Below are 17,311 nucleotides of genomic sequence, written 5' to 3' on the forward strand. Positions count from 1 at the left end.
TGGTCGGGTAGGGCGGGCCACAGTGATCAAGAGGCATCAACTGTCAGTCCTCCCCGGTAGGTTCAGGTGCATGAGGACAGACACGCAGACGGCTCAGGAGTCCGGGCATGCCCGGTACACCTACCGTCTGCGCGTGTCGGCGTCGGCCCGCATTGCGCTGGTCGCGGAGTGGGACCGGTGTCGGTGGGTGTGGAAGGAATGTGTCGCCAGGTCCAAGGCCGTCCACCAGCACAGCCGGGCGACCGGCGAGAAGGCGACGTGTGGGCCGGTGCAGCTCGCGAAGATGCTGACCGATGCCCGGGCGGTGACGCCGTGGATGCGCGAGGGCGCGAATGTTCCTCAGCAGCAGATAATCCGCGACTTCGGTAAATCTCGCGCCAAGGCGCTGAAGGACATCAAGGCCGGGTTGCCGATGCGGCAGCGGGCTGGGATGCCCCGGTACAAGAAGAAGCGCGAGGCGCTTTTGACGCTGGAGTACACCCGGCGTGGTTTCCGGCTGAAGGACGGCCGTCTGCACTTGGCCGGTGGGATCGTGGTGCGGGTGGTGTGGTCGCGGGAGCTGCCCGGGTCGCCGTCCAGCGTGCGCGTGTACCGGGACAGTGTCGGGCACTGGTGGGCGTCGTTCGTAGTCGCCACCCGGACAGAGCATCTGCCGGAGACCGGGCGGGTGATCGGGATCGACTGGGGTGTTCGGGAGACCGCGACCACCACGTCCGACGACCACGACCTTCCCCACCCGCAGCACGGGCGTACGGCCGCGCAGAAGCTCGCCCGCTACCAGCGGATGATGGCCCGTCGTAAGCCCAAGCGAGGGCAGGCCGGGTCGAAGGGCTACCGCGAGGCGAAACATCGGGCGGCGAAGTTGCACAAGAAGGTCGCACGGCAGCGTGAGGACACCGGTCGCAAGTGGGCCAAGCGTGTTGTCCGCGACCATGACGCTATGGTCGTGGAGGATTTCCGGCCGAAGTTCCTGGCGAAGTCGACCATGGCGAAGAAGGCGGCCGACGCCGCCATCGGTGCCACGAAGAAGGCCCTGGTGGAGATGGCCCGCAAGCACGGGCGCATCGTGCACCTGGTCCACCCCGCGCACACCACGTTGGACTGCGCACAGTGCGGAGCGAGAACCAAGCACGCACTACCTCTTTCCGAGAGAACCTATGCCTGCACCACGTGCGGAGCCGTATCCCCCAGGGACAAGAACTCCGCGCGTGTGATGCTGGTCCGGGCAGGTCTTCAACCCGGCTGGTGCTGATCGTGTACGATCTGCGCGCCCGCCGGGCCGTAGGCGACGTGAGCCAGGAATCCCCTTCGTTTACGAGGGGAGGAGTCAAGTGGTCCCTGATCCTTAGGCGTTGATGCTGCCGTTTGGCGGTTCTGCTCGATGTCTCGCGCGCGCGTGTGATGCCTCGGGGCCTGCACCTGAAGCTATGTGCCTGAGCCTCAGGCGCCGCAGGAGCGCAGGAAGCGGCGGGTGCGCTCGGCGATCGGGAAGGGCTGGTCGGGCGGGCACGGATACATGTCCTGCTCGACGATGGCGAAGAGGTCGACGTTCAGCTCCTGGGCGGCCTCCAGCACCGGCGGCAGCGCGGGCACCCCGAGCGGCGGCTCGCACATCACGCCCTGCTGGACGGCGGGGCCGAACGGCGTGCCCTTGGCCACGACGTCCGCGAGGATGTCCGGGTCGACCTGCTTGAGGTGGAGGTAGCCGATCCGCTCGCCGTAGGTGCGGATCAGCTTGACGCTGTCGCCGCCGCAGTAGGCGTAATGGCCGGTGTCCAGGCAGAGGTTGACCAGGCCGGAGTCGGTGCCGTCCAGGAAGCGCGCGACGTGTTCCTCGGTGTCGATGTGGGTGTCGGCGTGCGGGTGCACGACGATGTCGAGGCCGAATGCGTCCTGTACCCGCTTGCCCAGCCACTGCATGCCGGTGGTCAGGTGCTTCCACTGCTCGGGGGTCAGTTCGCGCGGCTCCAGTTCCTCGGCGGTCTTGTCGTCCCGCCAGAAGGACGGGATGACGACGAGGTGTTTGGCGTCCATCGCCTGGGCGAGGGCGGCGACCTCGCTGACGTGTGCCCAGGTCTTGTCCCAGACGTCCGGGCCGTGGTGCAGCGACGTGAAGACGGTGCCGGCCGAGACGCGGAGGTTGCGCCGGGCGGTTTCGTCGCGGAGGGCGGCGGGGTCGGTGGGCAGATAGCCGTACGGGCCGAGTTCGATCCACTCGTAGCCGGCGTCGGCGACCTCGTCGAGGAAGCGCTGCCAGGGGACCTGCCGCTCGTCGTCGGGGAACCACACGCCCCAGGAGTCGGGGGCGGAACCGACGCGGATGCGGTCCAGGACGGGCGAGGCGGCACGGGGTGCGGACATGCTGCGGCTCTCCTCTCGCCGGTCGGCGGTGACCGGGAGGCGCTGGGGTGGTCGGGGTCGGGGGTGGCTTGTGGGGCACAGCCTCTCTGGCGGCCCGGGGAGTGTCAAGACTTCGTCCTGACATAAGGACTTAAGGACTTTGTCGGTGAGGGGGCTGTGCGCCTCGGGAACGGGCTGCGTTCTTCCGGGAGTGGTGGGTTGTTCGGGAGGGCTTTGCCGCTCGGGGCGGGCGCGGGGGTGTGGCCGCCCGTGCTCTTTGACGTCAGAATGTAAGGACAAACTGTTGACAGGGTCTGATCTCCACCGTTAGACCTTTCCTCAGAGCCGAACCGCCCAACCCGCCGCGCCGGCCGACCCGAAGGGGCGCACATGACCGAGCCGTACGACCTGATCACGATGGGCCGCATCGGGGTCGACATCTATCCGCTGCAGACCGGCGTACCGCTGGCCCAGGTGGAGACCTTCGGGAAGTTCCTGGGCGGCTCCGCCACCAACGTCGCGGTTGCCGCCGCGCGGCTCGGGCGGCGCAGCGCGGTGATCAGCCGGACCGGACGTGACCCGTTCGGCGACTACCTCCACCAGGCGCTGCGGGACTTCGGCGTGGATGACCGCTGGGTGACCCCGGTGGCGGCCCATCCCACCCCCGTCACCTTCTGCGAGATCTTTCCGCCGGACGACTTCCCGCTCTACTTCTACCGCCGTCCCACGGCCCCCGACCTGGTCATTCACCCGGAAGAGCTGGACCTGGAGGCCATCGCCGCCGCCCGCATCTTCTGGATCACGGGTACCGGGCTGTGCGAGGAACCCAGCCGCTCGGCCACTCTGGCGGCTCTGGAGGCGCGCGCCAAGGCGGGCCCCACCGTCTTCGACCTGGACTGGCGGCCGATGTTCTGGGGCGGCGAGGGCGGCGCCTCCGGGGACGGCGGGGCGACCGGCGCGGCGGCGATGGCCACCGCCCGTCCGTACTACGAGGCCGCCCTGCGGTACGCCACCGTGGCGGTCGGCAACCTCGACGAGGCCGAGGTCGCGACCGGACTGCGGGATCCCGAGGCCTGCGCCCGGGCGCTGCTCGAAGCCGGCGTGGAGCTGGCCGTGATCAAACAGGGGCCCAAGGGTGTGCTCGCCGTTCACCGGGACGGCCGCACCGCCGAGGTCCCGCCCACCCCCGTCGAGGTCGTCAACGGCCTGGGCGCCGGCGACGCCTTCGGCGGCGCGCTCTGTCACGGCCTGCTGGCCGGCTGGGACCTGGAGGTGATGATGCGTTACGCCAATGCCGCCGGTGCCATCGTCGCCACCCGGCTGGCCTGCTCGTCCGCGATGCCCACGGCCGATGAGGTCGGGGCCTTCCTCGCGGAGACGTAGCCCCCCGGGGCGCCCGGCCCGTCCGGGGCGCGCCCGTTCCGTCGCCGCACCCGCCCCGCGACCCCTACTCCAGGCCGCACCCGCCCCACGGCCATCCCCCGCCCCATGTGTGCACTCAAGAAGGTGAGTTGAGCCTTGACTCCTCGGATCAGCGACCTCCCGGCGCTGCGGGCCCGGCACCCCGAAGCCGTCGCGGAGGCCGCCGCCCGCCGCACCCGCCGCCCCCTCCTCGGCGACAGCGGCCGGCTGATGATCATCGCCGCCGACCACCCCGCCCGCGGCGCGCTCGCCGTCGGCGACCGGCGGCTCGCCATGGCCAACCGCCTCGACCTGCTCGAACGACTGGTGCTCGCGCTGTCGCGGCCCGGTGTGGACGGGGTGCTCGGCACCGCCGACATCCTGGAGGACCTGCTCCTCCTGGGGGCCCTCGACGGCAAGGTCGTGATGGGTTCGATGAACCGCGGCGGTATCGCGGGCGCCTCCTTCGAGATGGACGACCGGTTCACCGGTCACCGCCCCGAGGACCTCGCCCGGCTCCGCTTCGACGCCGGCAAACTGCTGCTGCGCATCGACTACAGCGACCCCGGTTCGCTGACCACCCTGGAGTCCACCGCCCGCGCCATCGACGCGATGGCCGCCCTCGGACTGCCCGTCTTCGTCGAGCCGTTCCTCTCCCGCCGGATCGACGGCGCGGTCACCAACGACCTGAGCGCCGAGGCGGTCACCAAGTCCGTGGCCATCGCCTCCGGCCTCGGCGGCACCTCCGCCTACACCTGGCTCAAACTCCCGGTCACCGACAACCCCGACGCGATGGCCAGGGTCTGCGAGACCTCCACGCTGCCCACCGTGCTGCTCGGCGGCGACATCGGCCGCACCGTCCAGGACCAGGAAGCCGCCTACGAGAAATGGCGCAAGGCGCTGCGGCTGCCGACCGTGCACGGGCTGGTCGTGGGCCGCTCGCTGCTCTACCCCGCCGACGGGGATGTCGTGGCGGCCGTCGACACCGCCGTCGGACTGCTGTAGCCGCAGGTCGTGACCGGATTCGGGTAACTGTCAGTGGCGAGTAGGAGACTTGCAGTCATGAGCGATGAATTGACGGGCTTCACGGACTTCCACCTCGAGGCGGGGCGCGCCGCAAGGGGCCCGTACGCCCTGGACATCGACCCCGGGCGGGCCGGCTGGGGCCATTCCTCCCTCCGGATCCTCGATCTGCCGCCGGGCGGCCGCCATTCCTTCGCCACCGGCGACAGTGAGTGGATCGTGCTGCCGCTGTCCGGCGGCTGCACGGTCCTGACCGACGACGGCGACGCCTTCGAACTGACCGGCCGGGAGAGCGTGTTCAGCGCCGTGACGGACTTCGCGTACGTACCGCGCGACGCCCGTGTCCAGATCGGCAGCCGCCCCGGCGGCCGCTTCGCGCTCACCGGCGCCCGCTGCGCACGCCGCCTGCCGGCCCGTTACGGGCCCGCCCCGGCCGTCCCCGTGGAGCTGCGCGGCACCGGCAACTGCTCCCGCCAGGTCAACAACTTCGCCGCCGCGGACGTCTTCGAGTGCGACCGGCTCATCGCCGTCGAGGTGCTCACCCCCGGCGGCAACTGGTCCTCCTATCCGCCCCACAAGCACGACGAATGCCGCCCCGGTGAGGAGTCCGAGCTCGAAGAGATCTACTACTTCGAGATCGCCGAGGCGCGGGGCAGGCCGGGCCTGGGCTATCAGCGCGTCACACCGTCGGGCCACGGCCGCGGTACGGACGTCCTCGCCGAGGTCCGCAGCGGCGATGCCGTGCTGATCCCCGACGGCTGGCACGGCCCGTCCATCGCCGCCCCCGGGCACACCATGTACTACCTCAACGTCATGGCCGGCCCCGGCGAGACGCGCGAGTGGCTGATCTGCGACCACCCCGACCACGGCTGGATCCGCGACACCTGGCCCGGCCGGCCGGTCGACCCCCGGCTCCCCCTCTACGAAGCCCCCGCAGGCAACGAAGCCCCCGCAGACCATGAGGCCGTCGCAGGCCGCGAAGCCCCCGCAGGAGACGCCCGATGAACGCCCCGACGACCCGCCGCCTCACCGTCGCCCAGGCCCTGGTCGCCTTCCTCGCCCACCAGTACACCGAGCGCGACGGCCGGCGGCACCGCCTGATCAACGCCTGCTGGGGCATCTTCGGCCACGGGAACGTCGCCGGCATCGGCCAGGCCCTGCTGGAGTCCGGCGACGCACTCCCGTATCTCCAGGGCCGCAACGAACAGGCCATGGTGCACGCCGCCGTCGGCTACGCCCGCCAGTGCGACCGGCTGTCCGCCCAGGCCGTCACCACCTCCATCGGCCCCGGTGCCACCAACCTCGTCACCGGTGCCGCCCTCGCCACCGTCAACCGCCTGCCCGTGCTCCTGCTGCCCGGCGACATCTTCGCCACCCGGACCGCGGACCCCGTGCTCCAGCAGCTCGAAGTCCCCTCCGCCGGCGATGTGTCGGTCAATGACGCGCTGCGTCCCGTCTCCCGCTACTTCGACCGCGTCACCCGCCCCGAGGCGCTGATCCCGGCCGCCCTCCAGGCCATGCGGGTGCTGGCCGACCCGGTGGAGACCGGTGCGGTCACCCTCGCCCTGCCGCAGGACGTCCAGGCCGAGGCGTACGACTGGCCCGAGGAGTTCTTCGCCGACCGCGTCTGGCGGATCACCCGGCCCGCGCCGGACGCCCGCGCCCTCGCCGATGCCGTACGGGCCGTCCGCAGCGCCCGCCGCCCCCTGCTGATCGCGGGCGGCGGCGTCCACCACAGCGAGGCCGAGGACGCGTTGCGCGCCTTCGCCGACACCACCGGCATCCCCGTCGCCTCCACCCAGGCCGGCAAGGGCTCACTGCGCTACGACCACCCCGCCGACGTCGGCGGTATCGGCCACACCGGCACCGCCACCGCCGACGCCCTGGCCCGCGAGGCCGACCTGGTCATCGGCGTCGGCACCCGCTACACCGACTTCACCACCGCCTCCGCCACCCTCTTCGCCGCCCCCCAGGTCCGCTTCCTCAACCTCAACATCGCCTCCTTCGACTCCCACAAGCTCGGCGCCACCTCCCTGGTCGCCGACGCCCGCGCCGGACTCGAAGCGCTCACCCGGGCGCTGTCCGGACACCGGGTGGCGGCGGAGTACGAGGCCGCCTACGGGGCCGCGAAGGCGGAGTGGGAGCGGCGGGTCGACGCGGCCTACGGCGCGCCGGATGCCTCCGTACGGCCCTCCCAGACACAGGTCCTCGGGGCCCTGGACGCCCTCGTCGACGACTCCGACATCGTCATCAACGCCGCCGGGTCCCTACCCGGTGACCTGCACAAACTCTGGCGTGCCCGGTCCCGTCGGCAGTACCACCTCGAATACGGCTACTCCTGCATGGGCTATGAGATCCCGGCGGCGATCGGCGTCCGGCTCGCCGCCCCGGACCGGCCGGTGTGGGCGCTGGTCGGCGACGGTACATATCTGATGAACCCCACTGAGATCGTCACCGCGGTCCAGGAGGGCATCAACTTCACCATGGTCCTTGTCCAGAACCACGGCTACGCCTCCATCGGCGGCCTGTCGGAGCAGACGGGCGGCGAGCGCTTCGGCACGGCGTACCGCTTCCGGGCCAAGGACGGGACGTACACCGGGGCGCCGCTGCCGGTGGATCTCGCCGCCAACGCCGCCTCGCTCGGCATGCACGTCATCCGCGCCGCGACCGTCGCCGAGCTGCGCGCCGCGCTGGCCGAGGCGCGTGGCGCGAACCGGCCCACATGTGTCTATGTCGAGACCGAAACGGCTGACACAGTGCCGGGCGCGCCGGAGGCCCAGGCCTGGTGGGATGTGCCTGTTGCCGAGACCGCGACGCGTCCGGCGGCGGTGGCCGCGCGCGCGGAGTACGACCGCCACACCGCCGCCCGCCGTCGCCACCTCTGACATCCGCTCGCTTCACCGTACGAAAGGCCCCGAGAATGAAGACCATCAGCCACTGGATCGGCGGCAAGCCCGTCGAGGGCGTCTCCGGCAACTACGGCCCGGTCTACAACCCGGCCACCGGTGCCCAGGAGAAGCAGGTCGCCTTCGCATCGGCCGAGGAGGTCGACGCGGCAGTCCGTGCTGCCAAGGAGGCGTTCAAGGAGTGGGGGACGAGCTCGCTGGCCAAGCGCACCTCGGTGCTGTTCCGGTACCGCGAGCTGATCGATGCGCACCGCGACGAGATCGCCCAGCTGATCACCGCCGAGCACGGCAAGGTGCACTCCGACGCGCTGGGCGAGGTCGCCCGCGGTCTGGAGATCGTCGAGCTGGCCTGCGGCATTCCGGAGAAGCTGAAGGGTGAGCTGTCCACCCAGGTGTCGACGCGGGTGGACGTGGCCGCGATCCGCCAGTCGCTCGGTGTCGTGGCCGGCATCACCCCGTTCAACTTCCCGGCCATGGTGCCGATGTGGATGTTCCCGCTGGCCGTCGCGTGCGGTAACACCTTCGTCCTCAAGCCGAGCGAGAAGGTGCCCAGCGCCGCCTTCAAGCTGGCCGAGCTGGCGGCCGAGGCGGGCCTGCCGGACGGTGTGCTGAACATCGTCAACGGCGACAAGGTGGCCGTCGACGCCATCCTGGAGCACCCGGACATCGCCGCGGTCTCCTTCGTCGGCTCCACCCCGATCGCCAAGTACATCCACACCACCGGCACCGCCAACGGCAAGCGCGTCCAGGCGCTGGGCGGCGCCAAGAACCACATGCTGGTGCTGCCGGACGCCGACCTCGACCTGGCCGCCGACTCCGCGATCAACGCCGCCTACGGCTCGGCCGGTGAGCGCTGCATGGCGATCTCCGTCGTCGTCGCCGTCGGTGACACCGCCGACCCGCTGATCGGCAAGATCAAGGAGCGCGCCGACAAGCTGCGCATCGGCCCCGGCGACGACCCGGCCTCCGAGATGGGCCCGCTGATCACCAAGGTCCACCGTGACAAGGTCGCCTCGTATGTCACCGGTGCCGCGGCCCAGGGCGCCGATGTCGTCATCGACGGCACCGGCTACACCGTCGAGGGGTACGAGGACGGCCACTGGATCGGCGTCTCGCTGCTGGACAACGTCACGCCCGAGATGGACGCCTACCGCGACGAGATCTTCGGCCCGGTGCTCTCGGTCGTCCGCGTCGAGACGTACGAGCAGGCCATCGAGCTGATGAACAACTCCCCGTGGGGCAACGGCACCGCGATCTTCACCCGGGACGGCGGCGCGGCCCGCCGCTTCCAGCTGGAGGTCGAGGCCGGCATGGTCGGCGTGAACGTCCCGATCCCGGTGCCGGTCGGCTACCACTCCTTCGGCGGCTGGAAGGACTCGCTCTTCGGCGACCACCACATCTACGGCAACGACGGCGTGCACTTCTACACCCGCGGCAAGGTCGTCACCACCCGCTGGCCGGACCCGTCCGATGGCGGCATCAACCTGGGCTTCCCCAGCAACCACTGACGGCCCCGCGGACGGACGGCCCGGCCGTACGCCCTGACCGGGATCCCTTGCCGGACCTCTTGCCGGACCTCCTGCCGGACCTCCTGCCGGACCCTCTGCCGGGCCCCCTCGGCAGGGGGTCCGGCCCGTTGCTACGGTGCTTGCTCGCCGCGTACCGACAGCACCGGGGGACGAAATGCACCAATCCATGGCGCTCGCCAAGGGCGCCCGTATCACAGGCGGGGCATTCTGCCTGCTCTTCTTCCTCTTCACGGCCTACTGGATGGCCGTCGACCTCGGTGAATTCGGCATCGACGGGCTCTGGGACGCCTGGACCTCCGGGCGCGGCGGCACCAACCAGGTCACCGGGCCCTTCCATCTGGGGCTCGCCGCCGTCCAGCTGGCCGCGGTGTTCGCGGCCTTCGCCGGACAGCGGGTGGCCGGCGGGCTGCTGGCCGTCGCCACCACCTTCACCTTCGCCACCGCGCTGCAGGCCGCGGTGAGCGTCGGCAGCCACACCAGCGACGACAAGTGGTTCCTGCACGCCGAGACCGGCACCTCGACCTTCGACGGTGTCTTCATCAGCAGCGTGCTGCTGTTCCTGGTGACCCTCGTCGCCGGCATCGTGCTGCTCGCCGGGATGCGTTCCTGGCCGCGCACCACACCCAGCGCCCCGCCGGTCCGCCCGGCCCGGACGGCCGGGGTGGTGGGCGGGCTGCTGCTCGGCGCGATGGCCGTGGGCAACGTGTTCTGGATCCTGTACATGCTGGTCGAGGGGGGTACCGGCTCCTTCGAGATGCTCTACCTCGGCCGGGGCGTGCTCAGCTCGCTGCTGGCCCTGTCGCCCGGCTGGTCCGCGCTGGTCTCCCTCGCGCTGACCGCCCTGGCCGGGCTGAACAGCCTGATGCGGGGCAGCGCGGCCCGCGGTCTGGCCATCGGGCTGTCGGTCCTGTCGCTGCCCAGCGCCCTGCTGGCGGTGATCGGGATGGCCGAGAACGGCACGCTCTTCCAGGTGAGCGACACCATGCCGGTTCTGAGCATCCTCGCCATCGTCCAGCTGCTGCTGGACCTGCTGGGCTCGGCGGCGCTGCTCGCCCTGATGGCCCGCGGCGAGCCGGTGGCCCCCGCCTGGTACCCGCCCGCGCAGGCCCCGCAGTTCGCCGCCCCCGGCTTCGCACCCCCCGGCTTCGCACCCCCGGGCTTCGTCCCGCCCGGCCCGCAGGGCCCGCCCCCGGCCGGCTGGCAGCAGCCCGGCCCGCCCATGCCGCCGCCCCAGGGCGGATTCGGCCCGCCGCAGTACTGAGCCGCAAGAACCTGCGCCGCAGGAAATTCCCTGCACACCACGCGCCCCGCTTGCTACTTTCGGCCGGTCGGTTCTGCGGCACGAGCGAGGGAGGTTGATGAATATGGCCCGCCAGGCCCCTCATCGGCATACCTTCGTCCGGGCCGCCGGGACGGTTCCCGTCCCCAGCTGACCAGCGCGGCCCGGTCGTTCACCGACGACCAGGAGTGCTCCATGTCTTCCTCGTATTCCTCCTCTTCCTCCTCTTCCTCTCCGACTCCGGCCGGTACGGGTACGGATCTGACGACCGGCCGCCTCGTCCTGCGGACCTGGACCGCGGCCGAGATCGCCGCCGTCCTCGAGGACGTCCGGTCCCCGCACTGGGCGGCCGACTTCCCCGCCGAGGGCGACCGGGCCATCGCCGGATTCCTCGCCGGGCGCCAGGACGCGCTCGGCCCGTACGGCCAGCGCCAGATCATCGAGCGGGTGGGCGGCCTGGTGGTCGGCGCGATCGGCCTGTTCTGGCCGCCGGACGAGGGCCGCCTCGAGGTCGGCTACGGCATCGTCCCCTCGCGCCGGGGCCGCGGCTATGCCACCGAAGCGGCCGCGGCCATGGTGGAGTTCGCCTTCACCGCGCCCGGAGTGCACACCGTCTTCGGCGATGTGGAACTGACCAACCCGGCGTCCGGCCGGGTCCTGGAGAAGGCCGGGCTGGAGCACTGGAGCAGCGACGAGAAGACGGCCCGGTACCGCGCCGTGGCCCCGTAACCGGATCCACGGGGAACCCGGGGCCCGGTACCGCAGCCGCGGTACGGGCCCCGGCCCGCCTACACCGCTGGGAGGTCACGGGGTTCCGCCCGGGGGACGGGGCACCGGCTCCCGGGCCGTACCTAGGATCGGGCCATGGATCTCCGACTGCGCGGGCGGCGCTGGTACGCGGCCGCGGGCGCTCTGGCCGTTCTGGCAGGGGGCGGCACCTGGACGGTTGCGTCCTCCGGTGCCGCGCCCGCAGTGCATCGCGAGGACCAGGTTCTGGCGATGCCCGACAGGCCCGACAGGCCAGGCCGGACGAAGGACGTACGGATCGACACCTCCTTCTTCACGGCGGGTTCCCCGCACGGCCGCCGCCCCGCCGTCCTGCTCGGCCACGGCTTCGGCGGCAGCAAGGCCGATGTCCGCGCCCAGGCCGAGCAACTGGCCCGGGACGGCTATGCGGTACTGACCTGGTCGGCCCGCGGTTTCGGCAAGTCGACCGGGAAGATCGGGCTGAACGCCCCGGACGGTGAGGTCGCCGACGTCCGCCGGCTGATCGACTGGCTGGCGAAGCGGCCCGAGGTGCGGCTCGACAAGGCCGGCGATCCCCGGGTCGGCGTCGCCGGGGCCTCCTACGGCGGCGCGATCTCGCTGCTCGCGGCCGGATACGACCGCCGCGTCGATGCGATCGCCCCCCAGATCACCTACTGGAACCTCGCGGACGCCCTCTTCCCGAACGGCGTGTTCAAGAAGCTGTGGGCCGGGATCTTCTTCACCACCGGCGCGGCGGGCGCCCCCGCCGGCACACCCGGCACGACCCCCGCACCGTCCGGCGGCTGCGGACGGTTCGCGGCCGACCTGTGCGCCATGTACGAGCGGGTCGCCGTCGCGGGCACGCCGGATGCCGCCGCCCGCAGGCTCCTCGAGGCGCGCAGCCCGTCCGCCGTCGCCGCCCGCATCAAGGTGCCGGCCCTGATCACCCAGGGGCAGCAGGACTCCCTCTTCCCGCTGGGCCAGGCCGACGCCATGGCGAAGGCGATCCGTGCGAACGGCGCCCCGGTGGCCGTCGACTGGACCGCCGGCGGACACGACGGCGGCGACCGCGAGACCGCGCGGATCGCGGCCCGTACGAAGGCGTGGTTCGACCGCTATCTGAAGGGCGACAAAAGCTCCGGCACCGGGCCCGCGTTCCGCATCAGCCGCAGCTCAGGCGTGGACTCCACCAACGGGTCCCTGCGCCTGCGCGGCGCGGACGGCGACCGCTACCCGGGCCTGGACCACGACCCGCACCGCGTCGAACTGGCCGGACACACCCAGCGCTTCACCAACCCGGCCGGCGCCGGACCGCCCGCCGTCTCCTCCGTGCCCGGCGTCGGCGCGCTCGGCAGCCTGTCCTCCATGGGCGCCGGCCTCTCCGTCGACTTCCCCGGCCAGTACGCCCGCTTCGACTCCGCGCCGCTGCGCACCCCGCTCCATCTGACCGGCAGCCCCACCGCCACCGTGCACGTACAGGCCGATGCCGCGGACGCGGTGCTCTTCGCCAAGGTCTACGACGTCGCCCCGGACGGCCGCCGCCAGGTGCTGCCGGCCCAGCTCGTCACCCCGTACCGCATCCAGGACGCCCGGGACGGAAAGACCGTACGCCTCCAGCTCCCCGCCGTGGACCATGAGTTCGCCGCCGGGCACCGGCTGCGCCTGGTGCTCTCCGCCACCGACCTCGGCTACGCCTCACCGGTACGGCCCGCCGCCTACACCGTCTCCCTCAAGAGCGCGCTCACCGTGCCCACCGCACCCCGGACAGACAGCGCCGCCGCGCCGCTGCCCGCCTGGACCTGGCAACTGCCCGCCGCCGCGGCCGTCGTCGCCGCGCTGCTGCTGCTCACCGCCCGCCGCCGGACCGCCGCGCCCGCACCCGATCCGGCGCTTGCCGACGTCCCGTTGCAGATCAGCGGTCTGAGCAAGCGCTACGCCGGCTCCGCCGACCGGTATGCCGTCCGGGACCTGTCCTTCCGTGTCGAGAAGGGCCAGGTCCTCGGCCTGCTCGGGCCGAACGGCGCGGGCAAGACCACCACGCTGCGGATGCTGATGGGCCTGATCCGCCCGGACGACGGCGAGATCCGGGTCTTCGGGCAGGTGATCCGGCCGGGTGCGCCGGTGCTCTCCCGGGTCGGCGCGTTCGTGGAGGGCGCCGGATTCCTGCCGCATCTGTCCGGGCGCGCCAACCTCGAGCTGTACTGGCGGGCCACCGGCCGCCCCGCCGCCGACGCGCACCTGGACGAGGCGCTGGAGATCGCCGGTCTCGGCGATGCCCTGCAGCGTGCCGTACGCACCTACTCCCAGGGCATGCGGCAGCGTCTGGCCATCGCCCAGGCCATGCTCGGCCTGCCGGACCTGCTGATCCTCGACGAGCCCACCAACGGCCTCGACCCGCCGCAGATCCGCGAGATGCGCGAGGTGATGATCCGTTACGCCGCCGCCGGGCGCACCGTCATCGTCTCCAGCCATCTGCTGTCCGAGGTCGAACAGAGCTGTACGCATCTGGTCGTCATGGACCGCGGACGGCTCGTCCAGGCCGGTCCGGTCGCCGAGATCACCGGCTCCGGCGACACGCTGCTGGTCGGCGTCGCGGAACCGGTCGGCGACGCCCTGACGGAGAAGGTGGCGGCGCTGCCGGGCGTCGCCTCGGCGGTACGCACCGAGGAGGGCCTCCTCGTACGGCTGGACGGCACCACCACCGCCCACCACCTGCTCGCCGAACTCGTCCGGCTGGAGATCCCGGTGAACCGCATCGGCCCGCACCGCCGCCTGGAGGACGCCTTCCTCACCCTGATCGGAGGTGACGCCCGATGAGCAGCCGCCCGATGTCGGCGAACCCCGCGCCGATGGCGCCGGGCTACCGCCCGCGCCGCACCCTCCCGCTGCGCGTCGAGGCGCTGCGGCAGCTGCGGCGGCGCCGCACGCTGGTGATCGCCGCGATCCTCACCCTGCTGCCGTTCGTGCTGGTCGCGGCCTTCGCCATCGGCGGCGACCCCGGCGGCCGCAACGGCCGGATCACCCTGATGGACACCGCCACCGCCTCCGGCGCCAACTTCGCCGCCACCGCCCTCTTCGTCTCCGCGGGCTTCCTCCTGGTCGTCCCGGTGGCGCTGTTCTGCGGCGACACCGTGGCCTCCGAGGCGAGCTGGTCCTCGCTGCGCTATCTGCTGGCCGCGCCGGTGCCGCGCGCCCGGCTGCTGCTGAGCAAGCTGACCGTGGGGCTGGCGTTCAGCGCGGCCGCGATGGTGGTGCTGCCGCTGGTCGCGCTGGGTGTGGGCACCGCCGCGTACGGCTGGGGGCCGCTCCAACTGCCCACCGGCGGGGCCCTGCCGGCGGCGGACGCGGTGCCGCGGCTGGCGGTCGTGGTCGGCTATGTCTTCGTCAGCCAGCTGGTCACCGCGGCCCTGGCGTTCTGGCTGTCGACGGTGACCGACGCGCCGCTGGGCGCGGTCGGCGGCGCCGTCGGACTGACCATCGTCGGCAATGTCCTCGACCAGGTCACCGCCCTCGGCACCTGGCGCGATGTGCTGCCCGCCCACTGGCAGTACTCCTGGGCCGACGCCCTGCAGCCCCGGATGGAGTGGTCGGGGATGGTGCAGGGGGCGTCGGTTTCGGTGGCGTATGCGCTGGTGCTGGCCGCGCTGGCGTTCCGGGGGTTCGCGCGCAAGGACGTGGTGTCGTAGGGCCGCGGGCGCACCGGCTCTCAGGCGGTGGGCCCCTGCATATGCGCGCTGACCCACTGCATGGTGCCCTCGCCGAGCCCCTGCACATAGGTCCCCGCGCTGTGCGTCCCGTCCTGGACTATCTGCAGCCGCGTCCTGACCGGCCCGTGGCCGTACTGGGCGATGAACTGGCGGACCTTGGGCAGCACGGTGTGCTCCTTGGATCCGTCCTGGAACGCCAGATAGACCTCCGGTCCGCCGCGCGCTATCAGCCGGCGGGCCAGCACCTCCGGGTTGTTGGCCTGCTCCTCCCGGGCGTGGCCGTTCCACAGCGGGGAGTCGGGCACGATGTCGGGGCCGTTGGGGATGGCCACCTTGAACGTGCCCGGGTTCTGCAGCACGTTCTTCAGCGCCGCGAAGCCGCCCGACGAAGAGCCCATGATCGCCCAGGCGTCGCGGGTGGCCAGGGTGCGGAAGTTCTGCCGTACGAGATCGGGCACGTCCTGGCTGAGCCAGGTGCCGATCTTCGGCTGGCCCGGTATGTCGCTGCCGTCGTAGTACTGCTTGTCATTGGGGTTGAGCACCGGCATGACGACGATGAACGGCAGGCTGGTGCCGTCCTTGGACCACTGGGCGAGGTTCTCCTCCAGCTTCAGGTCGGAGCCGATCCAGTAGTTGACCGGGTAGCCGTAGGAGCCGGGCAGCGCCATCATCACCGGGAAGCCCTTGCGGGCGTTGCGCTTGTCGTAGTACTCCGGCGGTGCCCACACCCACACCTTCCCGGTGAAGCCCGACTTCGGGCCGTGCAGGGTGGTCATGCCGATCGGGGTGTTCTCGCCGGCCCCGCCGACCCGGCTCTGCTCGGTGAAGCTGATCGGACGGGTGGGGAACCGCACCAGCGACCGTTTCCCGTTGTGCTGTCCGGTGTCCGCGGCGTGCGAGGCGGTGCCCGGCCCGGGGTCGGCGAACCGTACGGGGCCCGCCGCGCGGGTGGCGCCGGTGCCGCAGCCGGCCGCGCCGGCGAGAACGGTCAGGGTGATCAGGGCGATCACCGGGGTGAACAGGGCTTTGCGCACGACGCCTCTCCTTGCCGGACAGACCGGGCAACACCCCGGTCGGCCAGCAAGAGGGGACCGCGCCGCGCGAAGGTTTCCTCTCCGATGTGTCGGATTCGTCGCACCGGACACCCCACATTCGGGCGCACCGCCCTGACCTGGGACGTTTTACGTCCGGCAGGAGCCCGTTTTACCGTCATTTTCCCGGTACGGGGGCTCGGGTGGCGGCCTGGCGCAGGGGTCTCCGGCCGCACACCCAGGTCCGGAAAACGACCGTTTCCGGCCGCTCCTCGTCATGTGTTCCCGGGCCGTATTCTCTCGCCATGACCTGGTCGCGTGCGCTGAAGGAGACCGCCCGCTCCGGACTGGCCATCGAGAAGGCCAAGCTCACACCGGTGATCGCGGTGCGCGGCGCGGCCGGGGTGGCCATCGTCCTCGGGCTGTGCCTGTGGCGCGGCGACCCGGCCCTCGCGGTCTCCTCCGCGTTCGGCGCCTTCGCCTCCGGACTCGTCACCTTCCAGCGCAGCATGCGGCCCCGTCCCGTCCTGGCGCTCGCCGTCGCCGCCGCCCTGGCCGTCTCCACCTTCCTCGGCTACCTGGTCGCCGCCCACCTGCCCGCCTTCGTCCTGCTCATCGCCGGGTGGACCCTGCTCGCCGGCATGGCCTGGGCGGTCGGCCCGGTCTCCGGCCTGGCCGGCACGCTGACCGTGGCGATCATGCTGGTCACCGTCACCCTGCCGACCTCCGTCCTCGGCGCCCTGCAGCACGCCGCCCTGATCTTCTGCGGCGGCCTCGTCCAGGCCGCGCTCATCGTCGTCTTCCCCGTACGCCCCTGGGGGGTGCAGCGCGACGCCCTCGCCGACGCCCTGGCCGCCGAGGCCGATTACGCCCGCCGGCTGCGGTACGACCCGGTGGCGCCGTTCGACCCGGCGCCCCTGATGGACGCCCGCCTCGCGTCCGCCGTGACCGCCCGTCAGGCCAGGCGCCGCCCCGTCCAGCTGCACGGTCCCCGCGGTCTGGCCGAACGCGTCCGGCCCGTCCTCGCCTCGCTCGCCGACCCCGTGGTCGGCGCCCCGACACAGGGCCCCGAACGCGACCGCGTCCGCGATCTCCTCCAGGCCGCGGGCACCGTCCTGGACGCCGTCGCGCACGCCGTACGGCACGCCGGCCCCGTCCGCCTGGCGCCCGAGGCGATGGCCACCCTCGAGGTCCCCGCCTCCGGCCCGATGCTCCACGGCGCCGCCCGCCGCTCCGCCTACCGTCTGATCTCCCTGCTCGCCGACGCCGTCGAACTCACCGATGAACCCGTCCGGGCCACCCGCCCCGCCACCGGGGCGGAACGCGGGCAGGGCGGGCGGGAGGAAGG

11 protein-coding genes and 2 pseudogenes are annotated in these 17,311 nt (G+C 72.1%); 11 read left to right on the top strand and 2 right to left on the bottom strand.

The window, feature by feature from the left end:
- The first annotated feature begins 70 nt into the window (after positions 1–70).
- A pseudogene (locus tag ADL29_RS10185) lies at positions 71–1,349 on the top strand (RNA-guided endonuclease InsQ/TnpB family protein).
- A 91-nt stretch (positions 1,350–1,440) separates the two neighbouring features.
- Here ADL29_RS10185 and ADL29_RS10190 read toward each other — a convergent pair.
- Positions 1,441–2,361, bottom strand: a complete 921-nt coding sequence (locus ADL29_RS10190; RefSeq protein WP_053923338.1) for a sugar phosphate isomerase/epimerase family protein — start codon at positions 2,359–2,361, stop codon at positions 1,441–1,443.
- A gap of 369 nt (positions 2,362–2,730) precedes the next feature.
- Here ADL29_RS10190 and iolC point away from each other — a divergent pair, with 369 nt between their 5' ends.
- The 9 genes from iolC (at position 2,731) to ADL29_RS10235 (ending at position 14,911) form a co-directional block, all read left to right on the top strand.
- Entirely contained in the window at positions 2,731–3,723 is a 993-nt protein-coding gene (iolC, locus tag ADL29_RS10195) for a 5-dehydro-2-deoxygluconokinase (protein WP_053923339.1), read from the top strand.
- A 135-nt stretch (positions 3,724–3,858) separates the two neighbouring features.
- Complete coding sequence (locus ADL29_RS10200; protein ID WP_053923340.1) at positions 3,859–4,746, top strand: Cgl0159 family (beta/alpha)8-fold protein; 888 nt, start codon at positions 3,859–3,861, stop codon at positions 4,744–4,746.
- Between the two features lie 57 nt (positions 4,747–4,803).
- Complete coding sequence (gene iolB, locus ADL29_RS10205; protein WP_053923341.1) at positions 4,804–5,769, top strand: 5-deoxy-glucuronate isomerase; 966 nt, start codon at positions 4,804–4,806, stop codon at positions 5,767–5,769.
- Positions 5,766–7,649 carry a 3D-(3,5/4)-trihydroxycyclohexane-1,2-dione acylhydrolase (decyclizing) gene (gene iolD, locus ADL29_RS10210; RefSeq protein WP_053923342.1) on the top strand — a complete coding sequence of 628 codons (1,884 nt, stop codon included), beginning with the start codon at positions 5,766–5,768 and terminating at the stop codon, positions 7,647–7,649. The genes iolB and iolD overlap by 4 nt, the downstream gene beginning before the upstream one ends.
- 35 nt (positions 7,650–7,684) lie before the next feature.
- Positions 7,685–9,178: a CoA-acylating methylmalonate-semialdehyde dehydrogenase gene (locus ADL29_RS10215; RefSeq protein WP_053923343.1), complete on the top strand. Its 1,494-nt coding sequence runs from the start codon at positions 7,685–7,687 to the stop codon at positions 9,176–9,178.
- A 175-nt stretch (positions 9,179–9,353) separates the two neighbouring features.
- The gene (locus ADL29_RS10220) at positions 9,354–10,460 is read left to right on the top strand and encodes a hypothetical protein (RefSeq protein ID WP_245689272.1); all 1,107 of its coding nucleotides are present in this window, start codon (positions 9,354–9,356) and stop codon (positions 10,458–10,460) included.
- 213 nt (positions 10,461–10,673) lie between these two features.
- Positions 10,674–11,207 (top strand): GNAT family N-acetyltransferase, encoded by a 534-nt coding sequence (locus ADL29_RS10225; RefSeq protein WP_053923345.1) that lies wholly within the window; start codon positions 10,674–10,676, stop codon positions 11,205–11,207.
- Positions 11,208–11,342: 135 nt separating this feature from the next.
- Entirely contained in the window at positions 11,343–14,042 is a 2,700-nt protein-coding gene (locus ADL29_RS10230) for an alpha/beta fold hydrolase (RefSeq protein WP_053923346.1), read from the top strand.
- A complete protein-coding gene (locus tag ADL29_RS10235; protein ID WP_425424215.1) occupies positions 14,039–14,911 on the top strand; it encodes an ABC transporter permease in 873 nt (290 codons plus the stop codon). Before ADL29_RS10230 ends, ADL29_RS10235 begins: the two co-directional genes overlap by 4 nt.
- A 20-nt stretch (positions 14,912–14,931) precedes the next feature.
- Here the strand turns inward: ADL29_RS10235 and ADL29_RS10240 are convergent, their stop codons facing one another.
- The gene (locus tag ADL29_RS10240) at positions 14,932–15,966 is read right to left on the bottom strand and encodes an alpha/beta hydrolase (RefSeq protein WP_046927960.1); all 1,035 of its coding nucleotides are present in this window, start codon (positions 15,964–15,966) and stop codon (positions 14,932–14,934) included.
- A gap of 302 nt (positions 15,967–16,268) precedes the next feature.
- Here ADL29_RS10240 and ADL29_RS10245 point away from each other — a divergent pair.
- Positions 16,269–17,311, top strand: a pseudogene (locus ADL29_RS10245) (YccS/YhfK family membrane protein); the annotation flags it as partial.

The sequence above is a fragment of the Streptomyces chattanoogensis genome (assembly GCF_001294335.1).
GTDB classification, from domain to species: Bacteria; Actinomycetota; Actinomycetes; order Streptomycetales; family Streptomycetaceae; genus Streptomyces; species Streptomyces chattanoogensis.

What these genes read in the sequence shown, in the direction of transcription:
- ADL29_RS10235 (WP_425424215.1), top strand. Translation starts at nt 14,039, where the DNA reads ATGAGCAGCCGCCCGATGTCGGCGAACCCCGCGCCGATGGCGCCGGGC.
- ADL29_RS10230 (WP_053923346.1), top strand. Translation starts at nt 11,343, where the DNA reads ATGGATCTCCGACTGCGCGGGCGGCGCTGGTACGCGGCCGCGGGCGCT.
- ADL29_RS10220 (WP_245689272.1), top strand. Translation starts at nt 9,354, where the DNA reads ATGCACCAATCCATGGCGCTCGCCAAGGGCGCCCGTATCACAGGCGGG.
- ADL29_RS10225 (WP_053923345.1), top strand. Translation starts at nt 10,674, where the DNA reads ATGTCTTCCTCGTATTCCTCCTCTTCCTCCTCTTCCTCTCCGACTCCG.
- iolD (WP_053923342.1), top strand. Translation starts at nt 5,766, where the DNA reads ATGAACGCCCCGACGACCCGCCGCCTCACCGTCGCCCAGGCCCTGGTC.
- ADL29_RS10190 (WP_053923338.1), bottom strand. Translation starts at nt 2,361, where the DNA reads ATGTCCGCACCCCGTGCCGCCTCGCCCGTCCTGGACCGCATCCGCGTC.
- iolB (WP_053923341.1), top strand. Translation starts at nt 4,804, where the DNA reads ATGAGCGATGAATTGACGGGCTTCACGGACTTCCACCTCGAGGCGGGG.
- ADL29_RS10215 (WP_053923343.1), top strand. Translation starts at nt 7,685, where the DNA reads ATGAAGACCATCAGCCACTGGATCGGCGGCAAGCCCGTCGAGGGCGTC.
- iolC (WP_053923339.1), top strand. Translation starts at nt 2,731, where the DNA reads ATGACCGAGCCGTACGACCTGATCACGATGGGCCGCATCGGGGTCGAC.